22 protein-coding genes are annotated in these 20,069 nt (G+C 41.3%); 4 read left to right on the forward strand and 18 right to left on the reverse strand.

What is annotated here, in order from left to right; genetic code table 11:
- Window positions 1–32: 32 nt before the first annotated feature.
- Window positions 33–1,250, reverse strand: coding sequence for a 6-phosphofructokinase (locus tag BLW60_RS00725; RefSeq protein WP_074713999.1), 1,218 nt, complete (start codon window positions 1,248–1,250; stop codon window positions 33–35).
- Window positions 1,251–1,440: 190 nt separating this feature from the next.
- Window positions 1,441–2,229: an HAD family hydrolase gene (locus BLW60_RS00730; protein ID WP_074714000.1), complete on the reverse strand. Its 789-nt coding sequence runs from the start codon at window positions 2,227–2,229 to the stop codon at window positions 1,441–1,443.
- A 113-nt stretch (window positions 2,230–2,342) separates the two neighbouring features.
- Here BLW60_RS00730 and BLW60_RS00735 point away from each other — a divergent pair, with 113 nt between their 5' ends.
- A complete protein-coding gene (locus BLW60_RS00735) occupies window positions 2,343–2,858 on the forward strand; it encodes a cob(I)yrinic acid a,c-diamide adenosyltransferase (RefSeq protein ID WP_074714001.1) in 516 nt (171 codons plus the stop codon).
- Window positions 2,859–2,885: 27 nt separating this feature from the next.
- On the opposite strand, the gene BLW60_RS00740 is transcribed toward BLW60_RS00735, so the two are convergent.
- The 8 genes from BLW60_RS00740 to BLW60_RS00775 form a co-directional block, all read right to left on the reverse strand.
- Window positions 2,886–3,107: a hypothetical protein gene (locus BLW60_RS00740; RefSeq protein ID WP_074714002.1), complete on the reverse strand. Its 222-nt coding sequence runs from the start codon at window positions 3,105–3,107 to the stop codon at window positions 2,886–2,888.
- 31 nt (window positions 3,108–3,138) lie between these two features.
- On the reverse strand, window positions 3,139–3,651 hold the full coding sequence (locus BLW60_RS00745; protein ID WP_074714003.1) for a Gx transporter family protein: 513 nt from the start codon (window positions 3,649–3,651) through the stop codon (window positions 3,139–3,141).
- Between the two features lies 1 nt (window position 3,652).
- Window positions 3,653–4,009 carry a NusG domain II-containing protein gene (locus BLW60_RS00750; RefSeq protein ID WP_074714004.1) on the reverse strand — a complete coding sequence of 119 codons (357 nt, stop codon included), beginning with the start codon at window positions 4,007–4,009 and terminating at the stop codon, window positions 3,653–3,655.
- Window positions 4,002–5,051, reverse strand: coding sequence for an FAD:protein FMN transferase (locus BLW60_RS00755; protein ID WP_074714005.1), 1,050 nt, complete (start codon window positions 5,049–5,051; stop codon window positions 4,002–4,004). Before BLW60_RS00755 ends, BLW60_RS00750 begins: the two co-directional genes overlap by 8 nt.
- A gap of 198 nt (window positions 5,052–5,249) precedes the next feature.
- Entirely contained in the window at window positions 5,250–6,770 is a 1,521-nt protein-coding gene (gpmI, locus tag BLW60_RS00760; protein WP_074714006.1) for a 2,3-bisphosphoglycerate-independent phosphoglycerate mutase, read from the reverse strand.
- Between the two features lie 52 nt (window positions 6,771–6,822).
- Window positions 6,823–7,599: a triose-phosphate isomerase gene (gene tpiA / locus BLW60_RS00765; protein ID WP_074714007.1), complete on the reverse strand. Its 777-nt coding sequence runs from the start codon at window positions 7,597–7,599 to the stop codon at window positions 6,823–6,825.
- 17 nt (window positions 7,600–7,616) lie between these two features.
- Entirely contained in the window at window positions 7,617–7,847 is a 231-nt protein-coding gene (locus BLW60_RS00770; protein ID WP_074714008.1) for a hypothetical protein, read from the reverse strand.
- A 62-nt stretch (window positions 7,848–7,909) separates the two neighbouring features.
- Window positions 7,910–9,130 (reverse strand): phosphoglycerate kinase, encoded by a 1,221-nt coding sequence (locus tag BLW60_RS00775; protein ID WP_074714009.1) that lies wholly within the window; start codon window positions 9,128–9,130, stop codon window positions 7,910–7,912.
- Window positions 9,131–9,416: 286 nt separating this feature from the next.
- Here BLW60_RS00775 and BLW60_RS00780 point away from each other — a divergent pair, with 286 nt between their 5' ends.
- The gene (locus tag BLW60_RS00780) at window positions 9,417–10,076 is read left to right on the forward strand and encodes a DNA alkylation repair protein (protein ID WP_074714010.1); all 660 of its coding nucleotides are present in this window, start codon (window positions 9,417–9,419) and stop codon (window positions 10,074–10,076) included.
- 49 nt (window positions 10,077–10,125) lie between these two features.
- Here the strand turns inward: BLW60_RS00780 and BLW60_RS00785 are convergent, their stop codons facing one another.
- The 6 genes from BLW60_RS00785 to BLW60_RS00810 form a co-directional block, all read right to left on the reverse strand.
- Window positions 10,126–11,343 carry a sodium ion-translocating decarboxylase subunit beta gene (locus tag BLW60_RS00785; protein WP_074714011.1) on the reverse strand — a complete coding sequence of 406 codons (1,218 nt, stop codon included), beginning with the start codon at window positions 11,341–11,343 and terminating at the stop codon, window positions 10,126–10,128.
- Window positions 11,344–11,356: 13 nt separating this feature from the next.
- Window positions 11,357–11,761, reverse strand: coding sequence for a biotin/lipoyl-containing protein (locus tag BLW60_RS00790; RefSeq protein WP_074714012.1), 405 nt, complete (start codon window positions 11,759–11,761; stop codon window positions 11,357–11,359).
- A 2-nt stretch (window positions 11,762–11,763) separates the two neighbouring features.
- Window positions 11,764–12,156, reverse strand: coding sequence for an OadG family transporter subunit (locus tag BLW60_RS00795; protein ID WP_074714013.1), 393 nt, complete (start codon window positions 12,154–12,156; stop codon window positions 11,764–11,766).
- Window positions 12,157–12,168: 12 nt separating this feature from the next.
- A complete protein-coding gene (locus tag BLW60_RS00800; protein WP_074714014.1) occupies window positions 12,169–13,566 on the reverse strand; it encodes a pyruvate carboxylase subunit B in 1,398 nt (465 codons plus the stop codon).
- 278 nt (window positions 13,567–13,844) lie between these two features.
- Window positions 13,845–15,812, reverse strand: coding sequence for a hypothetical protein (locus BLW60_RS00805; protein ID WP_074714015.1), 1,968 nt, complete (start codon window positions 15,810–15,812; stop codon window positions 13,845–13,847).
- A gap of 13 nt (window positions 15,813–15,825) precedes the next feature.
- Complete coding sequence (locus BLW60_RS00810; RefSeq protein ID WP_074714016.1) at window positions 15,826–16,386, reverse strand: RNA polymerase sigma factor; 561 nt, start codon at window positions 16,384–16,386, stop codon at window positions 15,826–15,828.
- 569 nt (window positions 16,387–16,955) lie between these two features.
- On the opposite strand from BLW60_RS00810, the gene BLW60_RS00815 reads away from it, so the two are divergent.
- Window positions 16,956–17,591 (forward strand): glycerol-3-phosphate acyltransferase, encoded by a 636-nt coding sequence (locus BLW60_RS00815; RefSeq protein WP_074714017.1) that lies wholly within the window; start codon window positions 16,956–16,958, stop codon window positions 17,589–17,591.
- A 72-nt stretch (window positions 17,592–17,663) separates the two neighbouring features.
- Window positions 17,664–19,025: an MATE family efflux transporter gene (locus BLW60_RS00820; RefSeq protein WP_074714018.1), complete on the forward strand. Its 1,362-nt coding sequence runs from the start codon at window positions 17,664–17,666 to the stop codon at window positions 19,023–19,025.
- Between the two features lie 72 nt (window positions 19,026–19,097).
- Here the strand turns inward: BLW60_RS00820 and BLW60_RS00825 are convergent, their stop codons facing one another.
- Window positions 19,098–19,715 (reverse strand): rubrerythrin family protein, encoded by a 618-nt coding sequence (locus tag BLW60_RS00825; RefSeq protein ID WP_074714019.1) that lies wholly within the window; start codon window positions 19,713–19,715, stop codon window positions 19,098–19,100.
- Window positions 19,716–19,810: 95 nt separating this feature from the next.
- A complete protein-coding gene (locus BLW60_RS00830; protein ID WP_074714020.1) occupies window positions 19,811–20,032 on the reverse strand; it encodes a hypothetical protein in 222 nt (73 codons plus the stop codon).
- Window positions 20,033–20,069 lie beyond the last annotated feature (37 nt).

The raw sequence follows: 20,069 nt of genomic DNA on the forward strand, positions 1-20,069 counted from the left end.
CTATGTGTTACATAGGGCGTTTTTGATAAATATTATATTACAAAATTCAAAGGCATTCCGTTTTTCATTATAGCATGGAGCTCGCCCTGTATAAGTGGCATAAGATAGTCATATGCAGGCGGCAAGACGTTATTTCCCTTTTCGTTTATCCATTCGCGCGGGAAGAATTTTTCCGAATTTGCAGCCTTTGCAGCTTCAACAGTGCCGATCCTGTAGCTATAAGGCATATTCGATTCTCTGATAAATGTCATCATACAGCCTGTTTGTCCGTCAAGACCTGCTTTTACTGCTGCCATTCCAATAGCTTCTGATGATCTTATATCCTCAAGAGAAGCAATATGCGAGCTGCATCTCTGCATTACGTTAAGCTCGATAGAACGGACTTTACAGCCTATCTCAGCAGCTACAAGCTTTTCGAGGAATTTGCCTATTCCCGAAAGATAGCTGTGTCCGAATACATCTTTCTGCCCAGACTGATATTCTTCGGCAGCAAACTTACCCTCGGCAGTCTTTACTCCTTCTGATACAACGACTATAACCGCCCTGTACTTCTTCATCTCAGCCTTAACATCTGTTAAAAATCCTTCAATACTGAATGTTGTCTCAGGCAGATATATCAGATGGGGCGCAGACTCTCCGTTTGCTCTTATACAGCATGATGCTGCTGCAAGCCAGCCTGCATGGCGTCCCATAGTCTCGATTATAGTAACTGACGGGATACTGTAAACGTTACTGTCTCTTGTGATCTCCTGCACAGTCGCTGCGACATATTTTGCAGCAGAGCCAAATCCCGGAGAATGATCTGTCTCACAAAGATCGTTATCTATAGTTTTAGGGATACCTATTATTTTTATATCGTCAATTCCCATATCTTTAAGATATGCTGAATACTTTGCGACCGTATCCATTGAATCATTTCCGCCGATATAAAAGAACATACCGATCTCATACTTCCGCAGAACTTCTGTTATACGTTCATATATATCACTTTTTTCCCTGTGATCGGGAAGCTTTTTTCTGCACGAACCAAGTACAGCTGACGGAGTCCTGAGCAGCAGCTGATAGCTTACATCACTTGTGATTTTTTCCGAGAGATCAACTAATTCTTCATTGATGATACCCTCTATACCGTTAAGGACTCCAAACACCTTGTCGATCTCATCGGTACGCTGTGCAGCACTGTAAACACCTGCCAATGAAGCGTTTATAGCGCAAGTAGGTCCTCCTGACTGTGCAACCGCTATATTCATAATACTTTTTCGACTGAGTATATCCCGAACTCAGTCATACCCTCTCATAATATTTGCCATACGGCTTTAATATTATTATAACATAGCACTTTATACTTTTCAATTCAAATAAAATCCAAAAAAAACTATCAAAAAATCGCAATATTTGACCAGAATAGCAATAAACGCCCAATATAATGACATATTGAAATCAAATAAGCCCGAAATGAGTCAGCGCATTTGCTATGCCGTTCTCCTCTATAGGTGTGGTTATGTAGGAAACATAGGGGTATATTACTTCTGCTCCGCCCATTGCTATACTGTTTGGAACAGCTTCAAGCATAGGGAGATCATTCATGCTGTCACCTATTGCATATGCTCTTTCCATTGGGATATCAAGCTTTTTGAGAATGTGCTGTATGCCTGTAGCTTTAGAAAATCCCAGCGGTACATTCTCATAAAATCCGCCGCCTCTGTCGATTATCGAAAATTCTTTACCTATCTCGTTTCTGAATTTTTCCATATCACTTTTGGGATTTTCCCAAATAACAAACTTATCAAAGCCGAAGTTATCGTCCTCTACCCTGCCACTTACGTCGATACCCGAATCAACAAAAACCTCCATGAAGTACTTTAAACCGTCAGTCATAGGAGCCTTATCATCGAAGAAATAGCCTGCTGAATGTTCATAAACAGGGGTCACATTGCACTCGCGCATAAGCTCGGCTATCTCTCTGCATTTGCTTTTTTCAATCGTACGCGAAAGAATAACATCTCCGTTATACTCTATATAAGTTCCACAGCCGCAGATATATCCGTCAAATCCCAGTTCCTTCACCCTCGGACTGATATTGAATGCCGTTCTGCCGGAATTTATAAAAGTCAGATTTCCCTTCTCTCTTGTTCTTCTGACAGCTTCTCGTGTACTGTCGGGAATTATGGCTCTCTCGTCCTCTGTAACAAGAGTACCGTCGATATCGAAAAAAATTATTGAACTCATTAAAACACTCCTTGAAATTTACATCTTTTATATTATAATCCCTTGAAAAAACGCTGTCAAGTCTTGATTAAACAAGTTTAAGATGCTATAATTATTTTTGGAGGCTGATGAAAATGTTGCACATATATTATGGTAATGGAAAAGGCAAAACAACAGCAGCAGTAGGACTTGCTGTAAGAGCCTGCGGCGCAGGAATGAAAGCTGCTTTTTTACAGTTTCTGAAAAACGGAAGTTCATCAGAGATAAATGTACTCAGATCATTAGAGAATATAACTGTTATGTGCTGCGAAGAATGTAATAAATTCACATTCCAGATGAATGACGCAGAAAAGCAAAATGTGGAACGCTGCCATACCGAAATGCTGAAAAAAGCTTCTTCTATGCTTGAAAACGGAGCTGTTCAGCTCATAGTGCTTGATGAATTTCTTGATGCATATAATAAAAAGCTCATTGATACTGAGCTTGCTGACGACTTTATTAATAACTGTTCCGATAAATGTGAGATCGTTATGACAGGAAGAATGCCAAGCGAATGGCTGAAAAACCAAGCTGACTATCTTACTGAGATGACTGCTGTTAAACACCCGTATGAAAAAGGTATCACCGCCCGTAAGGGGATAGAATATTAGGCTGCCGCATATAATGCGGCAGCCTTTTTACTGCATATTCTTTAATTCTTCGATCAAAGCAAGATCTTCCTGATTGATCTTCATATTGGTTACTATTGATTTGTTTTCGGGAGTTATGACCTTTATTTCAATTATACTCCCCTCCTGAACACTGCCAACTGCCGCTTTGAAAAATAGCGGTACCTTAGGATGGTTTTCTTTAAATCTTTCAAGAAGCGATTTCAGCTTAAATACATTCATTGGATTCATTTATTTCACCTCAATATGTATTATACCATATTTACTTATTTTTCTCAACTTTTTTACCAGTAAATCCTCTTTTGATCAGTAACTGTGCGCATATTCCCGTAAAAGCACCTGCTATACAGCCTGATATTATAAGGTAGGGATAATGATAAAGGACCGCAAACGATCTCATAATAATGATCGCTACGGTAATTTGTCCCGTATTATGCAATATCGCACCAATAATACTGCTCAGCCATATGAAGTTTACAGGTACTATCCTCTTTACACCGAGCATACCTATAAGACAGAATACAGCACCTGCCATACTATAAATTATAGCGGAAACATTTCCTCCGAATATCGAACCAAGCATAACTCGCACAAATACTACCATTGCTACTTCTTTTGCGCTGTATTTGTACACAGCATAAACTGTTACGATATTTGCGAGTCCGAGCTTGACTCCGGGAATAGCAACAAGATTAGGTATGCGCAGTTCTATTATAAATATGATAAGCGCAATAGCAGTAAGAAGCGCAAGTTCAGTGAGCCTTTTTGTTTTCATATCAACTCTGCTCCTTCTCTGCAAATCGTATAACAAGCTTGTGCGGCAGACAAACTATCGGCATTGTCTCTGATCTCAAAACACCAGTCTTAACGCAGGTATGGTCTGGACAATCCGCATCGGAAATACTTATCTTTCCATTTTCTATTTTTATTTCGTTCCAGCCGCCGTCATTGCTCTCTATACGAAAAGTTCTGTCCTTTTCCTTAGAAAGATCAAGAGTATATAATACTTTATTGTTCTGTACTATCTCCACATAAGTGCTGTCCGATGTCCTGTGACTCAGTATTACCCATATTACAGAACCGATAAATAAAGCAGCTACTATAATAATAAGTATTTTGACACCTTTAGTCAACGGAGATCACCTCCGCAGGCATATCGCTTATATTCTGAAAGGAGTCTCCAATACCGCTTGTATAGTATATCTTCTTATCATCAGTCACCATTATAACGTCATACTGAGGATTTGAACGTAAGTACTCAACTGTTTTGTCATATCCGAGGACAAAAAAAGCTGTTGACAGTGCATCACATTCAAGACCGTTATCACCTATCACCGTGACCGATACAATTCCGTTATCAGCAGGATATCCGTCACTTGGATCAATTATATGCCAGTATTTTTTACCGTCTTCTCCATAGAAGAAACGCTCATAATTTCCCGATGTGATAACTGCCTTGTTGATTATATCTACTACGCACATATCTTTATCTTCTAAAAACGGATCTCTTACAGCGACTTTCCACGGAGAACCGTCAGTCTTGCTTCCGAGTGACTGAACATTTCCGCCAAGACTTACTATAGCAGATGTTACACCGTGAGACTCCATTATCTTCATTATTTCATCGCCTGTATAGCCTTTGGCAAGTGCTCCCAGGTCGATCTGTGCATTTTCGGGTAGAGCCACGCTGTTATCTTTTACGGTGATATTACGGTAATCCACATTTGCAAGCAGTTCGTCGATCCTGCCTTGTTCGGGTATTTTATACTCGCCTGTTGTAAAGCCCCATTCTCTCAGGACAGGATAAACTGTAATATCAAGTGCTCCGCCTGTCTTATCGCCGATCTCCATAGCCTTTTTTATAAGAGTAATCGTATCATCACATACATCTACAGCTTTTCCGTCAGAGTTATCAAGCTTCCATATGTCACTTTCTTCCAATGTTGCAGACAGCTCATTTTCAAGCTCATAAATACGTTTTTCAGCATCATCGACCGCTTTTTCAGCATCACTTCCATAAGCTTTCAAACTCATAAATGTATCCATTGCAAATACATCGCGTACAGCAGGATCGGTTTTATTTTCTTTTATTTTTGTGCTGCTGCTTTCACTACAGCCATATAATAAGAAGCACGAAAAAAATATCAATGTCAGACTCTTTATTTTACCAGACATATTTAATCTCCTAAAACAAACTAAAAATATTATAACATATTTTCAAGAAAACAGCAACACCCTGCCGATAAAACTGTCCTGTTTTTTCTCTATAGCCAATATAAAGCCTTTTATATAGTTATCAGAACTAAAAAGCTTACTTGTTATCACAAACAAACACCATATCATGAGAAAAGCGGATCAACGATCCGCTTTATTTTACTTTTTAAGCAAGCTCTTTCCTGTCATTTCAGCAGGCTGTGGAACTCCCATAATATCAAGCATTGTAGGAGCAAGGTCAGCAAGTACGCCGCCCTCTGTAAGAGTACCCTCAACACCAACAGCAATAAGCGGAACAGGATTTGTTGTATGCGCAGTAAACGGACTTCCGTCAGATTCCATCATCTTGTCGGCATTACCGTGATCTGCTGTGATAAGAGCAGCACCGCCCTTTGCAAGTATCTTATCTACCATACGTCCAACGCAGTTATCTGTAGCCTCAACAGCCTTTACAGCAGCATCAAATATGCCTGTATGACCGACCATATCGCAGTTAGCATAGTTAAGTATGATAACATCATACTTATCGGAATCAATTGCTTCACATACTGCATCGCATACTTCATATGCACTCATTTCAGGCTTGAGGTCAAATGTAGGAACATCAGGAGACTTTATAAGTATTCTGTCCTCGCCCTCAAACTGCTTCTCCTCACCGCCGTTGAAGAAGAATGTAACGTGTGCATACTTCTGTGTTTCAGCGATACGGAGCTGAGTCTTTCCAAGCTTTGCAAGGTATTCGCCCATTGTCATTGTAAGCTGCTCAGGCGGATATGCAACAGATACATTAGGCATAGTTGCATCATACTGAGCCATACATACGAAGTTAACAGGGAAAAATCCATTCTTTCTCTCAAATCCTGCAAAATCAGGATCAACGAATGAACGAGTGATCTGTCTTGCTCTGTCAGGACGGAAGTTAAAGAAGATAACGCTGTCATCAGCCTTTATCTGTGCGCCGCCTGCAATTACTGTAGGAAGCATGAACTCATCTGTTACTTCGTTAGCATAAGAGTTCTTTATAGCCTGTACAGGATCTGTCTCCTGAACGCCCTCGCCATAAACAAGAGCAGAATAAGCCTTTTCAACTCTGTCCCAAGCGTTGTCTCTGTCCATTGCATAGAAACGTCCCGAGATAGTAGCGATCTTGCCAAGACCGATCTTTTTGAGTTCAGCTACAGTTTCTTCCATATACTCGGCAGCTGATGAAGGAGGAACGTCTCTTCCGTCAAGAAATGCATGGATATAAACCTTGTCGAGACCGTTCTTCTTAGCCATTTCAACTATACCGAAAAGATGCTCCATATGGCTGTGAACGCCGCCTGGAGAAAGAAGTCCCATAAGGTGAAGAGCACTTCCTTTTTCCTTGCAGTTGTTCATAGCTCCGAGGATAGCCTTGTTGCTCTCGAATGTGCCGTCCTTGATATCCTTTGATATCTTAACGAGCATCTGATAAACAATGCGTCCTGCACCGATATTTGTATGTCCTACCTCTGAGTTGCCCATCTGTCCGTCAGGCAGACCTACATCAAGTCCGCTTGCGCCGATGATTGTATTAGGGCACTCAGCCATATATTTATCAAGATTAGGCTTCTTTGCAGCAGCGATAGCGTTGCCGTATGTATCAGGGTTATAACCGAAGCCGTCCATGATTATAAGTGCTACAGGTTTCTTTGACATATCTATTTCCTTTCATGGGTAAGGGCGGATGATATCCGCCCCATTAGTTTTATTAGCCTTCTACAGCTGCCTGAACGATAACGTTGAAGTCCTCAGCCTTGAGTGAAGCACCGCCGATAAGACCACCGTCGATGTTTGGCTTAGCAAGGAGCTCAGCAGCATTCTTTGCATTCATTGAACCGCCGTACTGGATAGTTACAGCGTCAGCTGTTGCCTTGTCGAAGAGCTTAGCAAGCTGAGCACGGATAAATCCGCAAACTTCCTCAGCCTGATCAGGTGTAGCTGTAAGACCTGTACCGATAGCCCATACAGGCTCATAAGCGATAACAACGTTCTTAACCTGCTCTGCTGTGAGTGACCAGAGATCAAGCTTGATCTGACGAGCAATAACTTCCTCAGTGATGTTGCACTCGCGCTCCCACTTGAGCTCACCAACGCAAACGATAGGCTTGAGACCAGCTTCGAGAGCAGCAATTGTTCTCTTGTTTACAGTCTCATCTGTCTCGCCGAAGTACTGTCTTCTTTCGCTGTGACCGATAACAACATACTCAACGCCAAGCTCTGTAAGCATATCAGCAGAAATTTCACCTGTGAATGCACCGCTCTTCTCAAAGTGTACATTCTCAGCACCGATCTTCACATTGCTGCCTGCTGTTGTATTTATAGCTGTTTCGAGGTTTGTGAAAGGTACACAAGCGATTACCTCGATCTTGCCCTCAGCATTAGCAACGAGAGGCTTGATAGCCTCGAGAAGTGCCTTAGCCTCGGGACGAGTTTTGTTCATTTTCCAGTTTCCGGCAATAATTGCCTTTCTTAAAGACTTGTTCATGTTATTTAACTCCTTTATCAGAATTTAATTTCATCTTCGTCATCATCGTAATAAGGAAGCATATCATGGCTTGTATCATAAGTATTGTTACCATTGTTACAGCCGATCTTTACGCCTTTCTTTATGGGAGAAAGGAAAAATCCCAAGATGATGCCTGCAAGGAAGCTGCATACAGCAAACAGCCATATTGCTGTGCCGCTGTTTTTGAGTTCCTCAGTAAATTTACATTTACAATTACATTTTTTCATAGCAGTATCCTCATGTATCACAATAAGGGCGAATATCTCTATCCGCCCTATCGTTTGTATGATTACTTTTCAGCGATAGCTGCAACGCCCGGGAGTACCTTACCCTCGAGGTATTCAAGTGAAGCACCGCCGCCTGTTGAGATGTGGCTCATCTTGTCAGCAAAGCCGAGCTGGATAGCAGCTGTAGCAGAGTCACCGCCGCCGATGATAGTTGTTGCATCAGCCTGTGCAAGAGCCTCACAAACAGCTACAGTACCCTTCTTGAGAGTTGGGTTCTCGAATACGCCCATAGGTCCGTTCCAAACAACTGTCTTAGCGTTCTTAGCAGCCTCAGCAAAGATAGCAGCTGTCTTAGGTCCGATATCAAGACCCATCTTGTCAGCAGGGATCTTGTCAGCGTCAACATAATCTACGCTGATCTCTGCGTCGATTGGATCAGGGAATGAATCAGCAACAGCTGTATCAACAGGGAGAAGGATCTTCTTGCCGAGCTTTTCAGCCTTAGCGAGCATTTCCTTACAGTAGTCGAGCTTCTCTTCGTCAACCAGTGACTTACCGATAGAACCGCCCTGTGCCTTTATAAATGTATATGCCATACCGCCGCCGATGATAAGTGTATCACACTTTTCAAGGAGGTTAGAGATAACGTTGAGCTTGTCAGCAACCTTAGCACCGCCAAGGATAGCAACGAAAGGTCTCTCAGGAACCTCTACTGCATTACCGAGATACTGGATCTCCTTCTGCATGAGGTAACCAACAGCAGTTTCCTTAACGAACTTTGTAACGCCTGCTGTTGAAGCATGAGCTCTGTGTGCTGAACCGAAAGCGTCCATAACGAATACTTCGCCGTCGATAAGATCAGCAAGCTCCTTAGAGAACTGCTCGCCGTTCTTTGTCTCTTCGTCGCCGCGGAAACGTGTATTCTCAAGAACTACGATCTCGCCGTCCTTCATTGCAGCAACTGCCTTCTTTGCGTTGTCGCCTACAACAGTATCATCAGCTGCAAAGATAACGTTTGTCTTAACGAGTTCGCCGAGTCTCTTTGCTGCAGGAGCAAGTGAGAACTTAGCCTCCGGACCATTCTTCGGCTTGCCGAGGTGTGAGCAAAGAACTACCTTTGCACCATTCTCAACGAGCTTATTGATAGTCGGAAGAGCAGCCTGAATTCTGTTATCGTTTGTGATAACGCCGTCCTTCATAGGAACGTTGAAATCAACTCTTACGAGTACCTTTCTGCCCTTAACGTTAATGTCTTCTACAGTAACCTTGTTTAATCCTGCCATGGGTATGACATCCTTTCGTAATAAAATACATTCTAACCTGTTGTTATAATATTAACAACGTACATTTCTATTTTACACTATTCTGAGAAATTTTGCAAGTCTTTCCGTAATATTTTTCATGTTAAACATGAAAAATATTTATGACAAGCCATTATATAGAAAAAATGCCATATTGATATGCTGTCTGATACTTAAAAACAACAATTTCTCTATTGACAAAGCACTTTTTGTAAAGTATAATCTTTATAAATTAAATTCTTAAATACGGGAAAATGAGGTAATAAAAATGTATAAATTCAATTTAGTAAAAGAAATGTTTGAAAATGCGCAAAATCCAGAAAACGCTGCTGCAATGTCGGCATACATGAAAAACAAGTTTAATTTTTACGGTATCCCCTCTCCCGAGCGAAAAGAGCTGAATAAAGACTTCCTGAAAAGTGAAAAGGCATCAAAAAATGTTGATTGGGACTTCCTTGATAAATGCTATAAAGACGACCACAGAGAAATGCAGTATCTTGTTTATGACTATCTACTCGCTTTAAAGAAATATCTTGCTTTTGAAGATATTGACAAGATAAAGCTGTTTATAATTACAAGGTCATGGTGGGACACTATTGATTTCCTGTGTAAAATCATTGGCGATATCGGTTTAAGAGATAACAGAGTCAGCGAACTAATGCTAAAATGGTCTGTAAGTGATAATATCTGGCTCAAACGAACAGCTATCCTGCACCAATTAGCTTACAAACGCAAAACAGATACGGAATTATTGGAAAAAGTAATATGCAATTGTCTCGGCAGCGATGAATTTTTCATAAATAAGGCTATCGGCTGGGCTCTAAGAGAGTATTCCAAAACAGTTCCCGAATGGGTCGGAAACTTTATCAGTAAATACAAAAATGAACTTTCTGCTCTGAGCATAAAGGAAGCAAGCAAATACATATAAAAATAAACCCGAAAGCAAGTCGTTATGACCGCTTTCGGGTATTTTTTTATCACTTGAATACTGCAAGAAGGAAGCCTGCTGCGATAGCAGAACCGATAACGCCTGCAACGTTCGGTCCCATAGCGTGCATGAGCAGGAAGTTTGAAGGATTAGCCTTCTGACCTTCCATCTGAGATACACGGGCTGCCATAGGAACAGCTGAAACACCGGCTGAACCGATAAGCGGATTGATCTTGCCGCCTGAGAGCTTATACATGATCTTTCCGACGAGAAGTCCGCCGACTGTTGAGAAGCAGAATGCTGTAAGACCAAGAACGATGATCTTGATTGTCTCCAGTGAAAGGAAACGCTCAGCAGCTGTTGTAGCACCAACAGAAATACCGAGGAATACAGTTACGATGTTCATAAGAGCATTCTGAACTGTATCTGAAAGTCTCTCTGTAACTCCGCATTCTCTCCAGAGATTACCAAGCATGAGACAGCCTACGAGCGGAGCTGTTGAAGGGAGAAGAAGGATAACGAACATTGCAACAATGATCGGGAAGATTATCTTCTCTGTCTTTGAAACTACACGAGTCTGCTCCATTTTTACCTCTCTCTCCTTCTTTGTTGTAAGGAGCTTCATAAGAGGCGGCTGTATCATAGGAATAAGAGCCATATAGGAGTAAGCTGCGATCGCGATAGGTCCGAGGAGATGAGGAGCAAGTCTTGTTGTAAGGAAGATAGCTGTAGGACCGTCGGCACCGCCGATGATACCGATAGAAGCAGCTTCGTTTCCAGTAAATCCGAGACAAACAGCTCCGAAGAATGCAAGGAATACACCCATCTGAGCAGCAGCTCCGAGGAGGAGGCTCTTAGGGTTGGAAATAAGCGGACCGAAGTCAGTCATAGCACCTACGCCCATGAAGATGAGTGAAGGATAGATACCTGCCTTTACGCCGATGTAAAGTATATCAAGAAGTCCGCCGTGAGCCATTATAGCTCCGTAGCTGTGATAATCTTCATGTTCGGGATTAAGGAAGTTATCCCAAAGATCAAGATGATAAAGAGCATCAGTTGATCCGCTGCCGAAGTAAGAAAGGTTTACAAGGAGACAGCCGAATGCGATACCAACAAGAAGAAGCGGTTCAAACTTCTTCTTGATACCGAGGTAAAGAAGAACACATGAAATAATTATCATTATAAGGTTCTTCCAGCCCCCGTTTACGAAAAAGCTTTGGAAACCCGAATCGTTCCACAAAGTTTTCAGGGTCTCAAGAATATCCATTTACGTGCCCTCCTTATGCAATAACAACAAGAGGAGCACCTGTGTCAACTACAGAACCCTTGCTTGTAACTACCTGAGCAACTGTACCGTCCTTAGGAGCTACTATTTCATTTTCCATTTTCATAGCTTCGAGAATAACAAGTATCTGTCCAGCCTTTACTGTATCGCCCTGTGCAACATCAACTCTGATGATATTACCAGGCATAGGAGCTGTAACAGTCTCGCCTGCTGCAAGGTTTACTGGAGCAGCAGGTGCAGGTGCAGCTGCCGGTGCCTGTGCAGCAGGAGCAGCAGCAACAGGTGCAGCAGCTGCTGCCGGTGCAGGAGCAAGTGCCTCATATTCATCAAGAAGAACAGCTTTTCCCTGCTCTACTTCGACCTCATAAGTCTTACCGTTAAGTGTAACTTTATACTTCATGATTATTTGACCTCCTTAATGGAAATAAAGTGCAGCTCATTGAGCGGCTTCTGCATCTTTTCGGCAACGATAGCCATTATCATAGCAGCTTCCTTATCAGGAACGTCAAAGAGCTTGACATGACCGGCTGAACCGGGTGCAAGTGGGAGCTCAGGCTTTGTTTCAGCAACAACAGGTGCAGCTGCCTGCTTTTTAGCTGCTTCTGCATCAGCAGCAGCCTTAGCCTTAGCGTCCTTGGATTTGAAATATGCGCCTGTACAGTAAAGTACGATCATAAGGATAACAAGACCTGCAAATACGACAGCGTAGCCGAATACCGCTGTAACAGCAGCATCGCCGATAGATATATCCTCAGCCTTTTCTACAGCGGCAGAAACTAAGATATTATCAAACATAGCTCTGCCCCCTTACATTTCCTCGATAGTGTAAACAGCTTCGTTCTCTTCCTTAGCTTTACGGTCATTGAGGAACTTGATAGTCTGATCAGGATAGCAGATATAACTCATAGCGTCTTCTTCACTTCTGCAAAGATCACCGAGTGCTTCTCTTGCAGCTGCGAATTCCTCGCCTGTACGCTTCTGGTCCTCGATACGGCAGTCTACTGCTTCGCTGTCGCCGAGTACCTTGTCAACAAGCTCCTGTGCAATAGGTGCAGGAGGATTACCGTACTCGCCCTTGATATAGTTCTTGATCTCCTTGGAAATGTTCTTATATCTTTCACCAACGAGCACATTTGTAACTGCCTGATTACCAACCATCTGAGAAAGAGGTGTAACAAGCGGAGGATAACCCATATCAGCTCTTACCTTCGGGATCTCAGCAAGTGCCTCGTCAAATCTGTCCATAGCGTGCATATCTGTAAGGTTAGCGATCATATTTGAAAGCATACCGCCGGGAACTTTATAAACGAGTGCCTGAGCGTCTGTTCCAAGGCTCTTTGGATTGAGCTGACCGTTGTCGATATACTTCTGCTTGATAGGCTTGAAGTAATCGTTTACCTTATTGATGATATCCTCATTAAGACCTGACTCAATGCCATACTGCTGGAGAGCATAGAACATTGTTTCAGTCGCAGGCTGTGATGTACCGCCTGAGAAGCATGATGTAGCTGTATCGATTACATCGATGCCTGACTCGATAGCCTTGGTAAGTGTCATATAAGCCATACCTGTTGTGCAGTGTGTATGGAGGATAAGTGTCATATCACCTATAGCGTCCTTGATGCCCTTGATAAGGTGCTCAGCCTCATATGGAGACATAGTACCAGCCATATCCTTGAGGCAGATAGTATCAAAGCCCATAGTCTTGAGTTCCTTACACATCTCGATGTACTTATCAACTGTATGTACAGGGCTCTGTGTATATGAGATACAGCCTGAAGCGATAGTTTTCTCTGTTGCATACTTCTTTGTAGCTTCAAGAGCTGTTCCGATATTTCTGAAATCGTTAAGAGCGTCAAAAATACGAATTACGTCGATACCATTCTTTATTGAAAGCTCGATGAACTTCTCAACAACGTCATCATGGTAATGCTTATATCCAAGAAGGTTCTGACCTCTCAGAAGCATCTGAAGTCTGCTGTTAGGAAGATTTTTTCTCAGATTTCTGAGTCTCTCCCACGGATCCTCGCCGAGATAACGGAGACATGAGTCAAATGTTGCTCCGCCCCAGCACTCGATAGAATAGTATCCAGCCTTATCCATATCTGAGAGAATACCCTCATAATCTGAATAAGGAAGACGTGTAGCCATCAGTGACTGATTAGCATCACGTAAAACGGTTTCTGTCAGTTGCACTTTTTTCATGTACAAGCCTCCTCAAAAATAAATCTGCAAAGCAGATATAATATACATAGTGATTTATATGGATTTTTTATAGTGAAATGCTTTTCTGTAAAAAATCCCAAATCAGATTAATTATATCACACTTCAAAATAAAAAGCTACTATTTTTAAAGGATTTCTATTTATTTTTTTCTTTATACAAAATACGACATATATATTAATAAGATCACAGGGTCCAGCTCTTTTATTCAGAGCATAAGAAATCCCCCTTGCATAACGCAAAGGGGATATTTTTGAGTATCAGAAGCCTCCTCTTTCATTCTCTACGAAAGTATATCCTGTAAGATCATAATCTACTTTCTCAACAGGTTCGTTGAGCTTTAATTCAGTGACCTCAGTAGTTTGTGATAAAACATCACTCTTTGTTGATGACTTCAATACCAGACCTGTTCTTATGTCTATCCATCTATCGACGGTATTTTCATTAAAACCGTCATTATAAACGAGATTTACATGAGCACAGTCTCTTCCGAGGATATTTTCTACGCCCTCAATATGCCACTGGTCAAAATCACTAAGTAATACAAAGCTATCCAGATTACTAAATTCTCCGAATGTATTGCCGAATTCCCAAGCTTCTTGTACTCCAGCCTTCTCATAATCATCACAGTAAGCTACTCTGAAATTATCAGGGATATATGCTCCTGCCATTTTTATATCATCTTCAGAATAAGTTTGTTTACTATATGTTTTATCTGTCGGATAATAATCTACACCCTCATTTCCGTCACGAACATACACACTTACTTTTTCGTTTTCGTTATCACTTCTGCTTGTGATCTTATTGTAAAAATAGAGTTGTTTATTATCTAAAACACGTTCATACTCTTCGTGGTAATTAAGTGCCTGCTGTTCTCCGTCAATGACGAATTTCACCTCTGCTGTATCATAATAATGGAACACATTTGCGCAAATATGATACAGATAGCTCTTGTTTTCAAGTGTGTTGAGTTCCTCTGCATTTGCTGCTGAAAGCAACTGGTCTGCATACTTTTCAACATCGACTTTCTTGAATTCGTATGTATGATTTTTCCATGCATCCTGATACTCTACAAAAGCCTGCTCTGCTTCATCTTTTGAATGATATATCTTCATTTCATGGAGCTGTAACTCTGCAAACTCACCTTCAGCATCAGCGTTTGTAACATTCTCAATATTCTCAGGATTAAAGCTGTTCTTTGATTTCTTACGTGTCAGCACTTCACCTTCGCTGTCTTTCTCTATTATGTCCCATTTGTTTATCTTCCATACTGCGCCGTTTTCATCGTCTTCCTTAACAATATCCAGAACGATCGTAACGAACCTGTCATCGCTCATTTTATATATACGCTCGCACTTGATAACATCAGAGCCGTAACCGAGCAAGGACGTTCTTTCGCCTGCATCGTTCTCATCATAGAATTCAGAGCTTACAAGTTCATACCTGCTGAATTCAGTTAAATTTACAGAGTGCTCCTCAAATGATTTGTCTCTGCTGTATAATGAGTCATTATAGCTTACGAAATCAAAACAAGTGTGATTTTCTAAAAATGTGTCAGGATATATCAAAGAAATGTTTTCTTCATCGTTTCCATCATCTTTTACTGAGACAAAATCATTAGAACGCAGATCTGCTGTAAGGAAAGACTTGCTGAAAGCTTCCATTTTCTCAATACTGTTCAGCTCTTCATCTGTGACTCTGCAATACCTCAGCTCTATCTTTTCAGCATCTAAGGCAGGATCACCAGTCAACGCAACAGAACCGCTAAAACAATCCTCAATATCAACTCCAACGCCATAATGAAAAGCTTCATATCTTTCGAGCTTGCTAAGCATTTCATCTGTTACAGCATTCAGCTCGTCGATAAGCTCCTGCGGTACTCCCGGCTCTATCTGCACAGGATTAGTAGTGCCTGCTCCGAAATTGTTCCAATTTCTGTTCTTCATGAATGCATAACCGCCGACTCCGCCTGCAACGATAGCAACTGCTGCTGCCACACTGAGGAAACGGTATAACTTAGGACGCTTATACACCTCAACGCCCTCTGCCTGCTTTATAAAGCCGTCACTCTCTGACTCTTTATCCTCTGATTTCAGTATATTATACTTTCTTTTGCATATTTCATATATCTTTTCTTTTTCTCTCTGTCCTGCCGCAGGATAGTTATTGGCAATTTTCTCAATATCACTTTCTTCTCTGCTGAACATAATATCAAACTCATCTTTCATAGTATTTTCCTCCTTATCCATTTATGCCTACTTTTACAAGCATTTCGCGTAATTTCTTAATTGCCCTGCTGCACTTTACACGCACAACATCTCCCGACATTGATACTATCTCACCTATTTCAGTAGATGTTCTGCCGTAATAGTACTTATGTATGATTATAGTACTCTCAGGTTCACCAAGCTCTTTGACTTTGCTGTATAATATCTGTCTGAGTTCAGACGTTTCCGATGTTTCAACAACATCTTCGGACGAGCGAAGCTCCTCTTCACATTCTTCTATGGAAATATTTCCGCTGTGCTTTACAAGCTTTCTGTATGCGTCCACTGCTCTGCGACGAGCTATTGATGCTGCAAGAGCTTTCATATCGCCTTCAATTGTTTCCTGCTTGTCAAAATACAGAAAACACTGTGCAAATACATCTCCCACACATTCATCTACGTCCTCTGTTCTTCCGCAGTTTTTCAAATATGAAAAGACGATCGTATAAACATAGTTGAAGTATTTATCATAAAATGCTCTCTGTCCTTTTTCGGGATACGACTTGATCAACTGTCGTAATTCATTATCATTCATAATTAATTCTCCTATTTCTTTTAATGCGCATTGTTTTTCCCTTTCATATACTCTAATCGTATATTTCTTTCAAACCGAAACAACTTTTTCAAAATTTTTTTGCTGAACTCGGATTTTTCAGGGTATTACTTTTCAATGCGCATCATTTTTTCACCCTTCATATACTCTAATCGTAAATTTACTTCAAAGCGAAACAACTTTTTCAAATTTTTTTGAACTCGGATTTTTCAGGGTATTATTTTTCAATGCGCATTGTTTTTTGTCCCTTCATATACTCTAATCGTATATTTCTTTCAAACCGAAACAACTTTTTCAAATTTTTTTGAACTCGGATTTTTCAGGGTATTATTTTTCAATGCGCATTGTTTTTTGTCCCTTCATATACTCTAATCGTATATTTCTTTCAAACCGAAACAACTTTTTCAAAAATTTTTTATGCAGAACTCAGATTTCTTTCAGGGTATTTACTTTTTCTAAAAAATATGGTAATATAATATTGAATAAAGGTCAATAGATATTTTTTTAACAAGGGATTTATATACTACGGCACTTATAGGGGGGGATCATCTATGCAGATCATGCTCTGCGCTTTACTGGGTTACTTCTTTGGTAACATCAATCCCGCATTCATTCTCTCGAAGTTTAAAGGCTTTGACATAAGACAAAGAGGATCAGGTAATGCGGGTGCTTCAAATGCTGTTATTACAATAGGAAAAAAAGCAGGTCTTTTTGTGGCACTTTTCGATATCGCAAAAGCTGTTGCGGCTTCTCTTATCGCCTATTATCTGTTTCCGCAGATAAAGTTCGCAAAGATACTGTCAGGAGCCTGCTGCATACTCGGTCACATTTTCCCTGTGCTCATGAAGTTCCACGGCGGAAAAGGCCTTGCCTCTCTTGGCGGTACTATCCTTGCTTTTAATCCCATACTCTTTATTACTATGCTCATGTTCGAGATCTTTCTCGGATTCTCACTGGACTATGTATGTGTAGTCCCTATAACAGGCTCGGTGATATTCACCCTTGCCTATGCTCTTATGACGGGCGATCCAATAGGTACTTCTATCCTTTCAGTCATATCACTTGTAATACTATTCAAGCACATTGAAAACTTCAAACGTATCCAGAACGGTACAGAAGCACATATAAGCTTCCTGTGGAAAAAAGATCAGGAGATCGCAAGAATAAGAAAAAACACCAATGATTAAAAAAGTCCCTTCGGGGGCTTTTTTGCGCCGTTTTTTATATCGCCGCAACGTATGCGGCAGTTAGGAGTTTTTATGCAAAGCAAATCCTATGATATGTGCGAGGGACCTCTGGTAAGCAGAGTCATACTCTATACCATACCTATTATCCTCACGGGTATCCTTCAGCTCTTATTCAATGCCGCTGACCTTGTTGTTGTAGGACAGTGCAACGGCAGCAATTCCGTTGGAGCTGTGGGAGCTACAGGTGCACTCATCAATCTCATGGTCAACCTTTTTATAGGTCTTTCCGTTGGTGCAGGCGTAACTGTTGCACACGGCATAGGCTCGGGAAGAAGTGAAGATGTTCGCAGGACAGTTCATACAGCCATACCGACTGCTCTGATATGCGGTTCTGTACTGACCGTCGTGGGCGTTGTCTTTTCCGAGACTTTTCTCCGCCTTATGCATACTCACCCTGATCAGCTTGATCTTGCTGTTTCGTATATGAGGATATACTTCTGCGGCACTATTGCAAGTATGCTCTATAATTTCGGCTCTGCTATTTTAAGAGCCGCCGGTGACACAAAAAGTCCGCTGTACTATCTTACTGCCGCTGGAATACTCAATGTCGTATTGAACCTAATATTTGTTATCGGTTTCAAAATGAATGTTTCGGGAGTTGCCCTTGCAACAGTTATATCTCAGGCTCTCTCGGCTGCATTGATAATACGCGCACTGATGAAAAGAGATGATGCCTGCAAGCTTGAACTGAAAAAGATGCACATATACGGAAGGCAGCTGAAAAGAATACTACAGATAGGCTTCCCCGCAGGTATACAGTCCTCTCTGTTTGCAATATCCAATGTAATAATACAGTCCTCCATAAACTCATTCGGACCTATTGTCAATTCAGGAAATGCAGCTGCACAGAATATAGAAGGATTTGTCTATACTTCAATGAACTCATACAGTAAGACTGCGCTTAACTTCACAGGTCAGAACTACGGTGCAGGAAAGATCGACAGGATACGCAAGATAACATGGGTATGTCTTATATCCGTTTTCTGCACGGGACTTGTATTAGGTCTAACAGCACTTTTCTTCGGCAGACCTCTTCTTTCCATATATATAACCGACTCGGAAAAAGCTATTGATTACGGTATCGTTCGTATGACATATATCATGATACCATATTTCCTGTGCGGTCTTATGGACGTTGCAACAGGTCTTATAAGAGGTCTGGGACGCTCCGTACTGCCTATGCTTATAACTGTAGCAGGTGTTGTGGGAATGAGACTCGGCTGGATATATATAGTTTTCAGGATACCGCAGTATCACACTCTAAAAAGCCTGTATCTCTCATACCTAATATCATGGGCGATGACATTCACCGTCGAAATAATCGTATTCTTTGTTATTATGAATAAGATAAAAAAGCAGCGTCTTAAACAGTAATACAAATAAACAGCCCGAAAGCAAAGTCTCTGAACTGCTTTCGGGCTTGTTTTTATACACACAGGGTATAAACTATTTTCCTATGATATCACATGACGTAAAAGCCGCTTCTGCTTCACGTATAAAATACCCTTGCTGTACATTACACACAGGGCAATCCCTCGGAGGCTCTGTACCTGTGTGGATATGTCCGCAATTAAGACATATCCATCTTTGCTCAGTATCGTCACTGCGAAAAAGTTTATCCTCGCGGTAAAGCTTGGCATAGTAAGCAAAACGTTTGCGGTGACTGTCCTCGATCTCGGCGATCATTCTGAATTTAGAGGCTGTATCTTGAAATCCTTCATTTGCTGCAATTCGTGCAAAATCAGGATAAACCACAGAAAACTCCTTTTCCTCTTCCTTACCTGATGCATCAAGAAGCTGCTGTACTTCATCGAATACGTCCGCAGGAAATCCTGCACTTATATCAATGCTCTGCCCTGCTGCTTCCTTCATCAGTTTCCAGAATACCATTGCATGACGTTCCTCCTGCTCAGCAGTAAAGCGGAACATTCTCTCAAGTCCCACAAGGTTCTGCTGCTGCGCTTTCAACGCTGCCTGATAGTAACGCTGACGGGACTGACATTCACCTGCAAAGGCTCGCATAAGATTTACTTTTGTCTGACTGTCGTTAAAATTAGTCTGCATGATGATTACCTCCTTTTGGAAGTAGTATGCTCATGCAGATTTATTTTATTCATCAAATAAGCTTTATTTCCGCTTTTAATGCAAAACTGACTTGATCAGTCGTCGAGAATAGTATAACGATACTTCATTATGTTTTCAGGATCCTTCAGACGAAGGTTCTGAATATGTCCGCACTGCGGACAAGCATCACAGATCACCTGACTTCTTTTGGGCTTTAATTTTTTCTCCTCGCCCTCAGGATAAAACTGAACAGCATATGGAGTTGTCAGTATACCTGTTACCACTTTTGCGGCACAGAATTCACACACCTTATCCATGTACTTCCCCCCATTTTTTTATTATACCTAATTATAT

The organism is Ruminococcus flavefaciens (genome assembly GCF_900108555.1).
GTDB classification, from domain to species: domain Bacteria; phylum Bacillota; class Clostridia; order Oscillospirales; family Ruminococcaceae; genus Ruminococcus; species Ruminococcus flavefaciens_P.

Excerpts from the sequence above, each read along its gene's own strand:
- BLW60_RS00725 (WP_074713999.1), bottom strand. The coding sequence starts at position 1,250 with ATGAATATAGCGGTTGCACAGTCAGGAGGACCTACTTGCGCTATAAAC.
- BLW60_RS00730 (WP_074714000.1), bottom strand. The coding sequence starts at position 2,229 with ATGAGTTCAATAATTTTTTTCGATATCGACGGTACTCTTGTTACAGAG.
- BLW60_RS00735 (WP_074714001.1), top strand. The coding sequence starts at position 2,343 with ATGTTGCACATATATTATGGTAATGGAAAAGGCAAAACAACAGCAGCA.
- BLW60_RS00740 (WP_074714002.1), bottom strand. The coding sequence starts at position 3,107 with ATGAATCCAATGAATGTATTTAAGCTGAAATCGCTTCTTGAAAGATTT.
- BLW60_RS00745 (WP_074714003.1), bottom strand. The coding sequence starts at position 3,651 with ATGAAAACAAAAAGGCTCACTGAACTTGCGCTTCTTACTGCTATTGCG.
- BLW60_RS00755 (WP_074714005.1), bottom strand. The coding sequence starts at position 5,051 with ATGTCTGGTAAAATAAAGAGTCTGACATTGATATTTTTTTCGTGCTTC.
- gpmI (WP_074714006.1), bottom strand. The coding sequence starts at position 6,770 with ATGTCAAAGAAACCTGTAGCACTTATAATCATGGACGGCTTCGGTTAT.
- tpiA (WP_074714007.1), bottom strand. The coding sequence starts at position 7,599 with ATGAACAAGTCTTTAAGAAAGGCAATTATTGCCGGAAACTGGAAAATG.
- BLW60_RS00770 (WP_074714008.1), bottom strand. The coding sequence starts at position 7,847 with ATGAAAAAATGTAATTGTAAATGTAAATTTACTGAGGAACTCAAAAAC.
- BLW60_RS00775 (WP_074714009.1), bottom strand. The coding sequence starts at position 9,130 with ATGGCAGGATTAAACAAGGTTACTGTAGAAGACATTAACGTTAAGGGC.
- BLW60_RS00780 (WP_074714010.1), top strand. The coding sequence starts at position 9,417 with ATGTATAAATTCAATTTAGTAAAAGAAATGTTTGAAAATGCGCAAAAT.
- BLW60_RS00785 (WP_074714011.1), bottom strand. The coding sequence starts at position 11,343 with ATGGATATTCTTGAGACCCTGAAAACTTTGTGGAACGATTCGGGTTTC.
- BLW60_RS00790 (WP_074714012.1), bottom strand. The coding sequence starts at position 11,761 with ATGAAGTATAAAGTTACACTTAACGGTAAGACTTATGAGGTCGAAGTA.
- BLW60_RS00795 (WP_074714013.1), bottom strand. The coding sequence starts at position 12,156 with ATGTTTGATAATATCTTAGTTTCTGCCGCTGTAGAAAAGGCTGAGGAT.
- BLW60_RS00800 (WP_074714014.1), bottom strand. The coding sequence starts at position 13,566 with ATGAAAAAAGTGCAACTGACAGAAACCGTTTTACGTGATGCTAATCAG.
- BLW60_RS00805 (WP_074714015.1), bottom strand. The coding sequence starts at position 15,812 with ATGAAAGATGAGTTTGATATTATGTTCAGCAGAGAAGAAAGTGATATT.
- BLW60_RS00810 (WP_074714016.1), bottom strand. The coding sequence starts at position 16,386 with ATGAATGATAATGAATTACGACAGTTGATCAAGTCGTATCCCGAAAAA.
- BLW60_RS00815 (WP_074714017.1), top strand. The coding sequence starts at position 16,956 with ATGCAGATCATGCTCTGCGCTTTACTGGGTTACTTCTTTGGTAACATC.
- BLW60_RS00820 (WP_074714018.1), top strand. The coding sequence starts at position 17,664 with ATGCAAAGCAAATCCTATGATATGTGCGAGGGACCTCTGGTAAGCAGA.
- BLW60_RS00825 (WP_074714019.1), bottom strand. The coding sequence starts at position 19,715 with ATGCAGACTAATTTTAACGACAGTCAGACAAAAGTAAATCTTATGCGA.
- BLW60_RS00830 (WP_074714020.1), bottom strand. The coding sequence starts at position 20,032 with ATGGATAAGGTGTGTGAATTCTGTGCCGCAAAAGTGGTAACAGGTATA.